Origin of the sequence: Cryobacterium sp. TMN-39-2 (genome assembly GCF_004402745.1) — a bacterium.
Lineage (GTDB): Bacteria > Actinomycetota > Actinomycetes > Actinomycetales > Microbacteriaceae > Cryobacterium > Cryobacterium zongtaii.
Window position 1 is genome coordinate 101,233 of the sequence record NZ_SOFX01000033.1, and the last position, 13,268, is coordinate 114,500.

Consider the following 13,268-nt stretch of genomic DNA (forward strand, 5'->3'; position numbering starts at 1 on the left):
GTCTAAAAGACCGGCAACTGTTGCCCGTGCGGACAAATGGTGCCGGTGCGCCGGACGGAATTGTCCGATTCGGGAACATAACCGGCGCATTCTGGTTGAACCATGGGTACCTCATACCGGGGTCGCACCTGAGCCCGTTCCGTTAGGACCCCGATGACCGACTCCGCCGTCACCACTGCCCCCGCGCCCGCCGCGCCGACCGGCAATGCCCCGGATGCCGCCGGCACCAAGCTCGTCATCTCGCTGCTGCTGGTGTCCGCGTTCGTGGTCATCCTCAACGAGACCATCATGGGTGTGGCGCTGCCGCACCTGATGAAGGACCTGAACATCACGGCCGGCGCCGCCCAGTGGCTGACGACCGCGTTCATGCTCACCATGGCCGTGGTGATCCCGATCACCGGTTTCCTGCTGCAGCGGTTCAACACCCGCCCGGTCTTCCTCGCCGCGATGACCCTGTTCAGCACGGGCACCCTCATCGCCGCCATCGCACCGGGCTTCGAGGTGCTCATCGTGGGCCGGGTGGTGCAGGCCATGGGCACCGCCATCATGATGCCGCTGCTGATGACCACCGTGATGACCCTGGTGGCACCGGCCGCCCGCGGCAAGACCATGGGCAACATCTCCATTGTCATCTCGGTCGCCCCGGCGATCGGCCCCACGATCTCCGGCCTCATCCTGAGCGTGCTCGACTGGCGCTGGATGTTCATCCTCGTGTTGCCGATCGCCCTCGGCTCCCTGGCGCTCGGCGCCGCACGCATCAAGAACGTGACCACTCCCACCGCGGTGCCCCTCGACGTCGTCTCGGTGATCCTCTCGGCTTTCGGCTTCGGCGGCCTGGTTTACGGGCTGAGCAACCTCGGCGAATCCGCCACAGGCAACGCCGCCGCCGGCCTGGTGCCGCTGGCCATCGGCGTGCTGGCGATCGCCCTGTTCGTCTGGCGCCAGCTCACGCTGCAGCGCACCGACAAGGCCCTGCTCGACCTGCGCACCTTCGTCTCGCGCACGTTCAGCTTCGCCATCGTGATGCTCGCCGTGAGCATGATGGCCCTGTTCGGCACCCTGATCCTGCTGCCGATCTACATGCAGACCGTGCTGGGCCTGGATGCGCTGACCACCGGTCTGTTGCTGCTGCCCGGCGGTCTCACGATGGGCCTGCTCGCCCCGTTCGTCGGCCGGTTCTACGACAGGTTCGGCCCCACCGTCCTGCTCGTGCCGGGGTCGATCATCGTCAGCGCCGCGTTCTGGTTCCTCACCATGCTCACCGCCACGACGCCGGTCTGGTGGGTGCTCGTGGCCCACGTGACACTGAGCTTCGGCTTGGCGTTCCTGTTCACTCCGCTGTTCACCTCGGCGCTCGCCTCCCTCAAGCCCAAGCTGTACTCGCACGGTAGCGCCGTCGTCGGCACCGCCCAGCAGTTGGCCGGAGCCGCGGGCACGGCCCTGTTCGTCACGGTGATGTCCTCGACCGCGGCGACGCAGATGGCCAACGGTGCCGGCGAGGTCGCCGCGACGGCGGCGGGCACCCAGAGCGCCTTCCTCTACGGCGCGATCATCTCGCTCTTCGCGATCCCGCTGGCGTTCTTCATCCGCAAGCCGGCCCCGTCGGTCACCGACACCCACGACGCGCCGATGATGGCCCACTGAGCGTTCACCGAGGCGGCATCACAGCGCGCCGAGTCCGCCCGAATGGCAACAGAATGTTAACACTCCGGCACCATGCTTGACCGGTCCGCGACCTAGGATCGACTTGCACGTGCTCGGCCTCCCGAACCCTGGGGCGTTAGCCTTCGGAATTTCGTGATCCGCAGAGCAGGTGACAAGCTCGACTACCCGGTTTCCGCCATCTGTTCGTCACGCACCTACCAAGCAGGGCTCCATATTGACTTCCCCCCACTCCCCCCTTACGCCAGCTGAGACCCGAGACCGGGTACTTGGCGCGCGCGGCGTGCTCTTCGACCTTGACGGTGTGCTCACCCCCACCGCCGAGGTGCACATGAGCGCTTGGTCGCGACTGTTCACCCCGTTCCTCGAGTCGAAGGGCGTCAAGCCGTACACCGACGCCGACTATTTCGGCTTCATCGACGGCAAGCCCCGGTACGACGGCGTGCGGTCACTGCTGGCCTCCCGCGGCCTGTCCCTGCCCGACGGCGAGCCCACGGATGCGCCGGAGCTCGAGACCGTCTGCGGACTCGGCAACCGCAAGAACAAGGCATTCAACGAGACCCTCGCCGAGGACGGCGTGAGCCCGTACCCCGGTTCGCTCCGGTTCCTCGACGCGGTCGTCGCGGCCGGCATCCAGGTCGCCGTGGTCACCAGCTCCCTCAACGGTGAGATGGTGCTCACCGCCGCGGGCCTGCGTAACAGGTTCGAGATCGTCGTCGACGGTGTGCGCGCCCGCGCCGAGAAGCTCGCCGGCAAGCCCGCCCCCGATACCTACGCGTTCGCCGCCGAGCTGCTCGGCCTCACCGCCGCCCAGTGTGTCGTCGTCGAAGACGCCGAGTCCGGCATCCAGTCCGGCCGCGCCGGCGACTTCGGCCTGGTGCTCGGTGTCGACCGCGGCGTCGGCGCCCACGTGCTCTTCGAGGCGGGGGCCGACACCGTCGTCACCGACCTCGACGAACTCCTGCCGCTGATCGGCAGCACCGTCCTGACCCCGAGTGGAGTGCGCGCATGACTCTTGACGCGACCATCCAGAACCTCTCCGACCCACTGGACCGCAGCCGGTTCCCGCTCGATGAGTGGGCGCTGGTGGAGACCGACTTCTCCGGCGAGGACATGGGCCGCACCGAGACCCTGTTCGCCGTCGGCAACGGTTACCTGGGGCTCCGCGGCAACGTCGACGAGGGCCGCGACGGCCACGTGCACGGCACCTTCATCAACGGGTTCCACGAGACATGGCCCATCCGGCACGCCGAAGAGGCCTTCGGTTTCGCCAGGGTCGGCCAGACCATCGTCAACGCACCGGATGCGAAGATCATCCGCATCTACGTCGATGACGAGCCCCTGGTTCTCACCCTCGCCGAGCTGCTCAGCTACGAGCGCCGGCTCGACTTCGCCGACGGCATCCTGTCGCGGTCGCTGGTCTGGCGCACCCCGTCGGGCAAGCAGGTGCTGATCCGCTCGCGCCGCCTGGTGTCGTTCACCGAACGCCACCTCGCTGTGATCGAGTACGAGGTCACCATGCTCGATGCCGACGCGTCGGTCGTCATCTCCAGCCAGACCCTCAACCGGCAGGACGGCATCGGCGAGTACGACCGGCCCAAGTCCGGTTCGGCGAACGACTGGGATCCCCGCCGCGCCGAGACGTTCACCGACCGGGTGCTGCAGCCGCGGTTGAAGCGGGCCAACAACGGCCGCTACATCCTGGGCTTCCGGTGCACCAACTCCGGCATGACCATCGCCACGGCGTCCGACCACTCGATCGACACGATCAACGACTTCGACGAGTCGTCGCAGCTGGGCGACGATCTGGCCAAGCACGTGTACAAGGTGAAGGCCAAGATGGGCAACCCCATCCGCATCACCAAGCTGCTCAGCTACCACACCTCGGCCGGGGTGCCCACGCACGAGCTCGCCGACCGGTGCGACCGCACCCTCGACCGTGCCAAGGAAGCCGGCGTCGCCGCGATCATCCAGGAGCAGCGCGACTGGCTCGACGCATTCTGGGCCCGCACGGATGTCGAGCTGCCCGGCCAGCCGGCCCTGCAGCAGGCCACCCGGTGGAACTTCTTCCAGCTCGCCCAGGCGTCCATGCGCGCCGACGGCCAGGGCGTCTCGGCCAAGGGGGTGTCCGGGTCCGGTTACGGCGGGCACTACTTCTGGGACACCGAGGTCTACGTGCTGCCGTTCCTCACCTACACGTCGCCGAACGCGGCCAGGAACGCCCTGCGCTTCAGGCACGGCATGCTCGACCACGCCCGCGCCCGCGCCACCGAGCTGAACCAGCTCGGCGCCCTGTTCCCGTGGCGCACCATCAACGGGCTCGAGTCCAGCGCGTATTACGCGGCCGGCACGGCGCAGTACCACATCGACGCCGACATCTCCTATGCGCTCAGCCAGTACGTCGCGGCCACCGGCGACGAGGACTTCCTCGCCCGCGAAGCCATCGACATCCTGGTGGAGACCGCCAGGATGTGGGCCGACCTGGGCTTCTGGCGCGGCAACGGCAACGACGTCTTCCACATCCACGGCGTCACCGGCCCGGACGAGTACACCACCGTCGTCAACGACAACCTGTACACGAACATCATGGCCCGCTCCAACCTGCGTGCCGCGGTGAAGAGCGTGCGCCGGCTGTACTCGGTCGACCGGGCCTCGTTCGACTCCATGTCCGCACGGTTGAAGCTCGATGAGGCCGAGGTGATGGAGTGGTCCTTCGCCGCCGAGGCGATGCACATCCCCTTCGACCGCAACCTCGGCATCCACCCGCAGGACGCCCAGTTCCTCGAGAAGGAACGCTGGGACCTCACCGCGACGCCGCCGGAGAACCGGCCGCTGCTGCTGCATTACCACCCGCTGGTGATCTACCGTTTCCAGGTGCTCAAGCAGGCCGACGTGGTGCTGGCGCTCTTGTTGCAGGGCGACCAGTTCACGCCGGAAGAGAAACGTGCCGACTTCGACTACTACGACCCGCTGACCACGGGCGACTCCACGCTGTCGGATGTCGTGCAGTCGATCATCGCCGCCGAGGTGGGCTACCACGAGCTCGCGCTGAACTACTTCACCTCCGGGCTGTTCGTGGACCTCGCCGACCTGCACCACAACGCGCAGGACGGCGTGCACGTCGCCTCCGCCGGTGGCGTGTGGAGCGCGCTGGTCTACGGGTTCGGTGGCCTGCGCGACCACAGCGGGCGCATCACGCTCGACCCGCGCCTGCCGGAGGACTGGGATGAGCTGATCTTCAGGGTCACGCTGAAGGGCTCTCGCCTGCGCGTGGCCGTCACGCAGACCAGCGTGCACCTCAGCATCGAGGAGGGCACCGAGGCGCGGCTCACCGTGCGCGGTCTGCAGGTCATCGTGACTGCCGGCCAGCCGGAGACCGTTCCGTTGTCGCACCAGGGCGCCCGCGACCCCGGCGCTCCCACGGCGGCGCTCATCGAGGACACCCGTCGCGCCGACGGCACCGTGATCACCTCGTCGATCCCCACGATCGCGCACATCACCGAGCAGATGCCCACGCTCGACTAGCGTTCGCACCATTGCAGGGCCGCGCATCCACCCGGATGCGCGGCCCTGCTACGTTAACGTCACTGATCCGGCTCGCAGCGAGGACCTCCATGACGATCCAGGCGTATTTCGACACCATCAAGGCCAAAACCGGCCTCGACCCGGACGACTTCCGTGCCGCCGCGGCCGCCAAGGGCCTGCTCGGGCCCGGCGTGAAGACCGCCCGCATCGTGGCCTGGCTGAAGGACGACTATGGCCTCGGCACCGGCCATGCGATGGCCCTCGTCTCGGCCCTGGGGCAGGTTTCCGGGCAGCGCCTGCCGGTCGACGAGAAGATCAACGCCCAGTTCGGCGGCGGCAAGGCGCACTGGCGGGGTACCTACGACGCCCTGGTCAGCCACGCCCGTGAGAGCGGCGAGGTGAACCTCGCTCCCACGAACAGCTACATCAGTCTGCTCAAGGCGACGAAGAAGTTCGCCATCGTGCAGGTCACCGCCGGCCGGCTCGACCTGGGCCTCAAGCTGCCCGGCGTCGATGGCGCCGACGCGCTGGAGGCATCCGGCAGCTGGAACAGCATGGTCACCCACCGGCTGCGCCTGGCCGAGCCCGACGATCTCACCGCCGAGGTGCTCGATTGGCTGCGGCGCGCCTACGAGGCTGCCTGACCCGCCCCGGTTACGGCTTCCAGACCATCACCACGGTCACGCCGACCAGCAACAGGGTGACGATGCCGGATCCGGCGGCGATACGCGGGTAACCGGCCACCCTGGCGGTACCGGCGGGGTTGGCCATCACCTCCTCGGCGGATGCGCGCAACGCCGGCACGACCAGCAGCACCGTGATCGGTCCGGTCTCCCCCGCCCGCGATGGACGAGCTCTAGAGCCGGCGGAGGGTTTCCAGCACCACCACGGCCGAACGTTCGGCCGCATCGTCAACGTGGGTGAGGTGATCGCCCACGGGTCCGCACAGATCCGAGATGCCGCGGATGGCCACAAAGGGCACCCCGTAGGCGAAGCAGGTCTGCGCGATTCCCACGGTTTCCATGTCGGTGCAGAGCACCCCTGGGAACAGCTCGCGCAGGGTCTCGGCGAGCTCGGGGCCCACGAACTTGTCGTTGGAGACCATCAGCCCGCGTTGCACGACCAGGGCCGACCCGTCGGGCATCCGGGTGGGCGTTTCGGCGGCGTCGAGGGCAGCAGCCGCGCCGGCATACCGGGCGGGCATACCGGGCACCTGGCCGAGGGCGTAGCCGAAGGGGCGCGCATCCGCGTCGCTGTTCAGGCAGTCGCTGCCGATCACGACCTTACCGACCCGCACCTCTACGCCCACGCCGCCGGCCGAGCCGGCGCTGATCACCAGCGGCGCGGCCACAGGGTCACCCGCCCGGGCGGCGAGAATCGCGGATGTCGTTGCACCGGCCGCATTGACCAGCCCGATACCGCCCTGCACGAGCAGCACATCGCGCCCGGCCAGCGTCAGCCGGTACTGCAGGGCCTTGCCCACGGTGACCGGTTCGGCGGCGACGGTGGCCGCCGCCAGGAACGGCGCGGCCTCCTCCGCCATGGCGACCAGGACGATCGCGTCGGGGCTGTCGGGGATGAGGGTGCTCGCGCCGAGGGTGTCTACGCTGCTCATGCGGTGACGTTGGCCCAGCCGTCGCGGCCGGCCAAGAACACCGTCACGGCCTCCTGGGCGGCGCTCAGCGAGTGGTTCGCGCCCCAGCCGCACTGCACCTCGTTGGCCGCCGGCACCTCGGAGGCGCCGAGGATGTCGGTCATGGTGGCCTCGATCAGCTCGAGCACCTCGGTGAACTCCGGTCGTCCCTGCAGGATCAGGTAAAAACCGGTCTGGCAGCCCATCGGCGAGAAGTCGATGACCCGGTCCGAGTGGTTGCGGGAGTGCTCGGCGAAGAGGTGCTCGATCGAGTGCACCGCCGGCATCTCCAGGTGGGCGACGTTGGGCTGAGTGAAGCGCACGTCATATTTCACGATGACATCGCCCAGCGGCAGCACCTTGGTGTCGGCCAGGCGCACGTACGGCGCAACGACGGTGCGGTGGTCGAGGTTGAACGACTCGACGTTCATGCGCGGCTGATTCACGGGATCTCCCTGACGACTGTGGTGTCAGCTCGGTTCGAGGTGACCAACCGACAGTAACAGGCAGGCCTTGAGTCGGCCGTGAGTGTTCAGCCGGGCGCCTGGCTCCGCGTGGCACACCGTCCAGGTCGGTGCGGGATACTGGCTCGATGACAGCACGGGGGTTCTTACGGATGACGGCCGGCGCGGGGGTCGGGGCGCTGGCGCTGGCGCTTACGCTGACGGGGTGCGCGGCCTGGGCAGGGCCCGCCGACGGGCCACCGACAGAGGTCACTACGGTGGTCGACGAGGCCCTGACCGAGATCCGGGCCACCCCCGGGGTGGCCAGTGTGACCGCGGACATCCGGGTCAGCGACGGCTTCGCCCAGTCCGACACGTCGCCCACCGCACCGGACCTGTGGGACGCCCACTTCACGGTGCAGGCCGACGACTCGAACGTGGACGTGCCGGCTCTGGCGGTGTCGGTCGACTCGGCTGCCCAGAACGGCACGGTCTCGATGAGTTCCGTCGTGCGGATCCCGGGCGAGAAGGGGGGCGCCGACGTGTCGCTGAGCTTCTCGCCGCCCGGCATCGGCGTCATCACCAGCCTCGATCCTGAGCAGATGGCCGACGCGGCCGTCGCCCTGCGCGACCTGCCTGGAACCCTGTCGGTGTCGGTGTTCCAGCACGGTGAGCCTGTCGGCATCGAGGTCGAGTCCGCCTCGGTCTGGGCCGACCTGACAACAACAGTCCGGGCACTGCCCGATTTCGGCAGCGGAGCCCTGCCGGCGATCACTCTCACCTCGCCGGCGGACGGCTCGAGCGAGGGCTCCTCCCTGACAATCGACCCCACTTCGCCCGGAACCGGCCTGGTACGGTTTCTCGCCGAGCTCAGCACCGACTTGGCGGTCACTTCCGTGTACTTCGACGGTGTCGACAACCGCAAGGACTCCGCAGCGTGGCGTCCGAACCTGAGGGTGCGGGTCGCGGCTCTCGGAGACGTCGAGGACGTGGCCGGCCTGCTGACCGAGCTCGACGACTCCCAGACCCAGGTCGACGGCCTGCCTCTGGCATCTTTCGACGTATCCCTGGCACCAGCCACCGCCACCGACTCACCAGAGACCTTGACGGGCTACCTGGGGCTCCCGCTCGGCTCGGCCGAGCCCGACGACAGGTTGGCCGGGCTGCCCGGCGCCACTCCCCCGGCCGTCGTCGATCCGGCGGATGCCACCACCCGGATTGCCGGCGACCTCGCCCTGGTGACGGCGCTGCTGGATGCCGCCGGCGACGAAGCGGGCATCCGCGGGCCGGCCTCTGTCACCACCACGACGTGCACCGGCGGCTCCGACGAGCAGGTGACGGGCTCTGTCGTGATCCCGATCTTCGAGATCGCCGACAGCGCCGACGAGGCCTTCGACGCGATCACAACGGCCTGGGAGATCAGCGGCTTCAGCCGATCCGACCGTGCCATGGGAACAGACTTCTACTCCGTGCCGGACGGCAGCCTGGAGACCCTGTCGATCCGCGGCACCGCCGCGGGCATCTCGATCAACGCCACCGCGCCCTGCGTTCGTTCTCGATAGTCACCCGAGCGGGGCGGATGCGCCATACTTGCAGTCTTGGCGAGCGCGCCAGGGGGGATTCGGGGGAAACCATGTTCAGAGCCACGTCCACGCTGCCGATCGCGGCTCTGGTGCTGCTTGTTGCTCTCACCGGCTGCACACCGGGGACCAGCTTGATCCCGGAAAGCGCCGCCGATATCGCGGCTCGGGAGCTCGACGAGGTGGCCACGCCGGACTGGTCCGTCGACGCGTCCCTGGTCGGCGATCCCGCCGCGGCAGACGGCGTGGTTCTCGCCTACGCGAAGGCGTCCTCAGGTTCCCTGCAGGTCGTGGCCTGGGACGCCACGACCGGTGAACAGCTCTGGGCCGACAGCGCAGTGACCGGGGCGGCAACGGTCGGCGTGCAGGCGTCGGCCACCATCATCAGCGATGGCGACCAGCACTACGCCGCCTACCTTCGCCCGGGCGACGACAAAGACTGGCAGGACCTGGTGCTGGCGGACCTCGGCACGGGAACGCCTGTCCCGCTGACCGACAACCGGGTCTGGGCGACCAGCCGACCGTCATCCTGCGCCGACGGCACCGATATCTGTTTCACGGGCTGGAAGCAGACCGACTACGACGCCGGCAGCCTGAGCTACCGCTTCACCACCGCCGGAGGCGAGATCACCCCGGATACCGACGTCGTGCTGCCGGACTCGGCCCGCCTGATCGGCAACCGCGTCTATTCCACCAATAGCCGACCCCCGGAAGGCACCGAGATGCTCGGCAGCAGCGCCGACGGCGAGCTTCTCTGGGAGCGCCCCTATCAGGATGTCTTCGGCGAGGGCACCTCGTCCGACGGCGGTTGGTTCTGGACCAAAGAGAAAACCACCGGCCTGTTGATCGGCGCCGGGGGCCTGTTCGACGCGTCCCGTGCGGACGCCACCGAATACACCGACGACGCAACGCAGCAGCGCGTCGTGGCGCTGGATCCGGAGTCCGGTGAGAGCGTCTGGAGCCTCGACGGAGCCGAGTTCTGTGACTATTACGTGCGTGAAGAGGCGCGCGCCGACGGCAAGCGCACCTTCTGCGTCATCAACTCCGGTACAACATCGGTCGTCAAGAAAGCAGACGGGTCGGGCTTCGACGTCACCCGCACCGACTTCGACGTGGATCTCGTCGGGGTCGACGTGGCAACAGGGGAGATCGACTGGACCCTCCCGCTGGGCGGCGACGACTACAACGGCACCGGCGACGAGAAGGAATCGACCTTCGCCTCATTCTCTGCCGACAGCGTCAGGCTCATCGACGGCGAATCGACGATCGTGAACCTCATCACCGGGGAGCACTCCGACGCCTCGGAGGAGGCCGTCTACGCCTGCTCCATCCAGCGCGAGCCGCTGATCGCGATGTACCCCGGAACCGGAGAGAGCACGTCGTTCGGTGGCGGCGACGACCACCAAGCCTGCGAAGCGACCGGAGAGCTCAGTGACACGTTCTCGATCGGGTCGGTGCGGATGGTCGGGGTCGACGCCGGAGCCGGGCGACTGATCGTCGCCTCCCCCGGCGCCCTCCTCGGCTTCACCGTCGAGGACTAGCCAGGGTTACGGCACCCGGTAGCCCGCGGCGCGGAACAGCTCGTACCACTCTGAGCGGGTGAGCGGGATCTCCGAGCCGAGCGCGGCCGCGGCCACCCGCTCAGGGCTGGTGGTGCCGAGCACCACCTGCATCTGTGCGGGGTGGCGGGTGATCCAGGCCGTGGCGATGGCGATCGCGGGAACGTCGTAGGCAGCGGCGAGACGGTCGATGACCGCGTTCAGCTCGGGGTACTCCGCTGAGCCGAGGAAGACCCCGGTGAAGAAGCCGGCCTGGAACGGCGACCAGGCCTGAACCGTGATGTCGTTCAGCCGGCAGTAGTCCAGGATTCCGCCGCCGTCGAGGGTGAGCGACTGCTGCTCTCCGGCCATGTTCGCCGCCACGCCCTGCGCGACGATCGGAGCGTGGGTGATCGAGAGCTGCAGCTGATTGGCAACGAGCGGCTGTCGTACGTACTTCTTGAGCAGGTCGATCTGGCGCGGGGTGTGGTTGGAGACACCGAAGGCGCGCACCTTGCCGGCGGCGTCCAGCTCGTCGAAGGCCCTGGCGACCTCTGCGGGTTCGACAAGCGCGTCGGGGCGGTGCAGCAGCAGGATGTCGATGTGGTCCGTGTTGAGCGCGGCCAGGGAACCGTCCACCGAATCCATGATGTGTTCATAAGAGAAGTCGAAGTACGGCCCATCCCCCACGATCCCGGTCTTGGTCTGGATGGTCAGCTCGTCACGCTGCGACGGGGTGAGCTGCATCGCCTCGGCGAACCGGCGCTCGCACCCGTGCAGGTCGGTGCCGTACACATCGGCGTGGTCGAGGAAGTCGATGCCGGCGTCACGGGCGGTGCGCACCAGTTCGCGCACCTCGTCGTCGGTCTTCTCCGCGATCCGCATCAGGCCCAGCACAACGTTCGGGGCGACGATCTCGGTTCCGGGCATGGTGAATCGCTTCACGGTGGTCCTCTCGGGTGATGCACCGGCGGCGGGTGCTGCACGTTCGAGCCTCTCGCGCCGCTGCGGTGTAATTCCACCGTAGGGACGCGCGGTGCAGAAGTACAACAACACTCACCGATGCCATTGAGAACCAGAACTGGTGAATCCGGTGAGAGCGTGACAGCGAGTGCAGTTCCGTATGCACCACCGAGAATGACGAAAGGCCCCCGGTTTCCCGGGGGCCTTTCCTGTTCGCGCAGATTATTCATCCATCGTGCACTTTTTCACTGTGCGCGAGGGGGGACTTGAACCCCCACGTCCTTTCGAACACTGGCACCTGAAGCCAGCGCGTCTGCCAATTCCGCCACTCGCGCGAACTTTGAAATCCTAGCATTCCGCAGGGCCTGAGCGCCATTCGAGGGCTTCCGCCCCGACTCAGCCTGCCCCAGACCCGCGGAATGCCCCCCGTTAGTGGTCTGACCGCACTACCCCCGTAGGATGACTTCCCGTGCCCTGACCCGCCCATTGGGCGAGTTAACACGTGAGGCAAGTAACATGCTCATAGCCAAACGGACCGGATCGGGAGACCTGTGGGCATACTGGATAACTTTGAGAAAGGTCTTGAGCGCGCCGTAAACGGCGCTTTCGCCAAGACCTTCAAGTCGGGCGTGCAGCCGGTGGAGATCACCTCAGCGCTGCGTCGTGAGCTCGACACCAAAGCCGCGGTCGTGTCGCGGGATCGTATCCTGGCGCCCAATCGCTTCACCGTGCGCCTGGCCCAGGCCGACTTCGGCCGCATGAGAGATCTGGGCCCCGCCCTCATCGACGAACTCGTCCAGCTCGTGCAGCAGCACGCGTCCTCGCAGGGTTATCAGTTCACCGGCGTCGTCTCGATCACGTTCGCCAACGACCCCGGCCTCAGCGAGGGCATGGTGCAGATCGATTCCACCTCCGTCAACGGCAGCGTGGCCTGGACCCCGGTCGTTGACATCAACGGGCACCGTCATCAGCTCGTCAAGTCCCGCACGGTGATCGGCCGCGGCTCGGACGCCGACATCACCATCGACGACACCGGCACCTCCCGCCGCCACGTCGAGATCATCTGGGACGGCGCCCGCGCCCAGGTACGCGACCTCGGCTCCACCAACGGCTCCCAGCTGAACGGCTCCCCCGTCAAACAGGCCATCCTGGAGCCCGACTCTGTCATCACCATCGGGCGCACCAGCATCGTCTTCAGGGTCGTCGCCCAGGCCGGCACCGACAGAACCGAGGCCCGTCGGGTCGACGAGTCCACCCAACGGCACGATATGGGCGGTTTCTGGGGGCCGAACGCATGAATCCCAGTGAACTGACCCTTCTTGTCCTGCGCCTGGCGTTCCTGCTGGTGCTCTGGCTGTTCATCTTCGGCATCGTCTACGCCCTCCGCAGTGACCTGTTCGGCCAGCGAGTGCGCAAGATGTCCACGGATGCGCCCGCAGCGGCACCCGTACCCTTCGCCACCCCGCCGCCCGCGCCGGTACCCGCCGGAGCGTTCGCGCAGCCCCCGGCGGCCTCGGCCTCCGCACCCACCGAGCAGTTCTCCCGCCAGAAGGCCGCTCCGCTCCCGCAAGCCGGGCCAGAGAAGGCCGCTCCGCTCCCGCAAGCCGGGCCAGAGAAGGCCACCGCGCAGACCGCCACCCGCCTGGTCATCACCTCCGGACCCAAGGCCGGCACCGAGTTCCCGCTCGGCACCGAGCCCGTCACCATCGGCCGGTCCAGCGATTCGAGCCTGGTCATCCGGGACGACTACACCTCCACCCACCACGCACGGCTGATGCTGTGGCATGACGACTGGATGGTGCAGGACCTGGATTCCACCAACGGCACCTTCCTCGACGGCAAACGTGTTGCCGTGCCCACGTCGGTGCCGCTGAACGCCACCGTGAAAATCGGCGCGACGAGCTTCGAGCTTCGGCGGTAGTGC

At 67.8% G+C, this 13,268-nt stretch carries 12 protein-coding genes and 1 tRNA gene; 8 read left to right on the plus strand and 5 right to left on the minus strand.

Translation table 11 applies throughout. The annotated features are described in order from the left end of the window. Nucleotides 1-153 precede the first annotated feature (153 nt). The 4 genes from E3O57_RS12065 to E3O57_RS12080 all read left to right on the plus strand — a co-directional run bounded on the left by E3O57_RS12065 (nt 154) and on the right by E3O57_RS12080 (nt 5,831). On the plus strand, nt 154-1,644 hold the full coding sequence (locus E3O57_RS12065) for an MDR family MFS transporter (RefSeq protein WP_103479221.1): 1,491 nt from the start codon (nt 154-156) through the stop codon (nt 1,642-1,644). 301 nt (nt 1,645-1,945) lie between these two features. Continuing rightward, entirely contained in the window at nt 1,946-2,674 is a 729-nt protein-coding gene (locus tag E3O57_RS12070; RefSeq protein WP_088454806.1) for an HAD family phosphatase, read from the plus strand. Further along, on the plus strand, nt 2,671-5,187 hold the full coding sequence (locus E3O57_RS12075) for a glycoside hydrolase family 65 protein (protein ID WP_088454805.1): 2,517 nt from the start codon (nt 2,671-2,673) through the stop codon (nt 5,185-5,187). The genes E3O57_RS12070 and E3O57_RS12075 overlap by 4 nt, the downstream gene beginning before the upstream one ends. 89 nt (nt 5,188-5,276) lie before the next feature. Beyond that, nucleotides 5,277-5,831: a DUF4287 domain-containing protein gene (locus E3O57_RS12080; RefSeq protein WP_165787926.1), complete on the plus strand. Its 555-nt coding sequence runs from the start codon at nt 5,277-5,279 to the stop codon at nt 5,829-5,831. A 10-nt stretch (nt 5,832-5,841) separates the two neighbouring features. On the opposite strand, the gene E3O57_RS18730 is transcribed toward E3O57_RS12080, so the two are convergent. From E3O57_RS18730 to E3O57_RS12095, 3 genes are read right to left on the minus strand one after another with little or no spacing between them, the layout of a single operon-like run. Then, nucleotides 5,842-6,003: a hypothetical protein gene (locus E3O57_RS18730; protein ID WP_165787925.1), complete on the minus strand. Its 162-nt coding sequence runs from the start codon at nt 6,001-6,003 to the stop codon at nt 5,842-5,844. A 40-nt stretch (nt 6,004-6,043) separates the two neighbouring features. Further along, nucleotides 6,044-6,802 (minus strand): 5'-methylthioadenosine/S-adenosylhomocysteine nucleosidase, encoded by a 759-nt coding sequence (mtnN, locus tag E3O57_RS12090; RefSeq protein WP_103479219.1) that lies wholly within the window; start codon nt 6,800-6,802, stop codon nt 6,044-6,046. Next, the gene (locus E3O57_RS12095; protein WP_088457783.1) at nt 6,799-7,251 is read right to left on the minus strand and encodes an S-ribosylhomocysteine lyase; all 453 of its coding nucleotides are present in this window, start codon (nt 7,249-7,251) and stop codon (nt 6,799-6,801) included. The genes mtnN and E3O57_RS12095 overlap by 4 nt, the downstream gene beginning before the upstream one ends. Nucleotides 7,252-7,412: 161 nt before the next feature. Between E3O57_RS12095 and E3O57_RS12100 the strand changes: the two genes are divergently transcribed. Then, on the plus strand, nt 7,413-8,825 hold the full coding sequence (locus E3O57_RS12100) for a hypothetical protein (RefSeq protein ID WP_133159762.1): 1,413 nt from the start codon (nt 7,413-7,415) through the stop codon (nt 8,823-8,825). A 71-nt stretch (nt 8,826-8,896) separates the two neighbouring features. Continuing rightward, nucleotides 8,897-10,384 (plus strand): PQQ-binding-like beta-propeller repeat protein, encoded by a 1,488-nt coding sequence (locus tag E3O57_RS12105; RefSeq protein ID WP_103479217.1) that lies wholly within the window; start codon nt 8,897-8,899, stop codon nt 10,382-10,384. Nucleotides 10,385-10,390: 6 nt separating this feature from the next. On the opposite strand, the gene E3O57_RS12110 is transcribed toward E3O57_RS12105, so the two are convergent. Beyond that, nucleotides 10,391-11,326, minus strand: a complete 936-nt coding sequence (locus tag E3O57_RS12110) for an aldo/keto reductase family oxidoreductase (RefSeq protein WP_103479216.1) — start codon at nt 11,324-11,326, stop codon at nt 10,391-10,393. Nucleotides 11,327-11,595: 269 nt separating this feature from the next. Further along, nucleotides 11,596-11,679 (minus strand) — tRNA-Leu (locus E3O57_RS12115). A 216-nt stretch (nt 11,680-11,895) separates the two neighbouring features. Here E3O57_RS12115 and E3O57_RS12120 point away from each other — a divergent pair. Together E3O57_RS12120 and E3O57_RS12125 are read left to right on the plus strand one after the other, a co-directional pair. Beyond that, complete coding sequence (locus E3O57_RS12120; protein ID WP_088454799.1) at nt 11,896-12,642, plus strand: DUF3662 and FHA domain-containing protein; 747 nt, start codon at nt 11,896-11,898, stop codon at nt 12,640-12,642. Beyond that, nucleotides 12,639-13,265 (plus strand): FHA domain-containing protein, encoded by a 627-nt coding sequence (locus tag E3O57_RS12125; RefSeq protein ID WP_103479215.1) that lies wholly within the window; start codon nt 12,639-12,641, stop codon nt 13,263-13,265. The genes E3O57_RS12120 and E3O57_RS12125 overlap by 4 nt, the downstream gene beginning before the upstream one ends. The last annotated feature ends 3 nt before the right edge of the window (nt 13,266-13,268 follow it).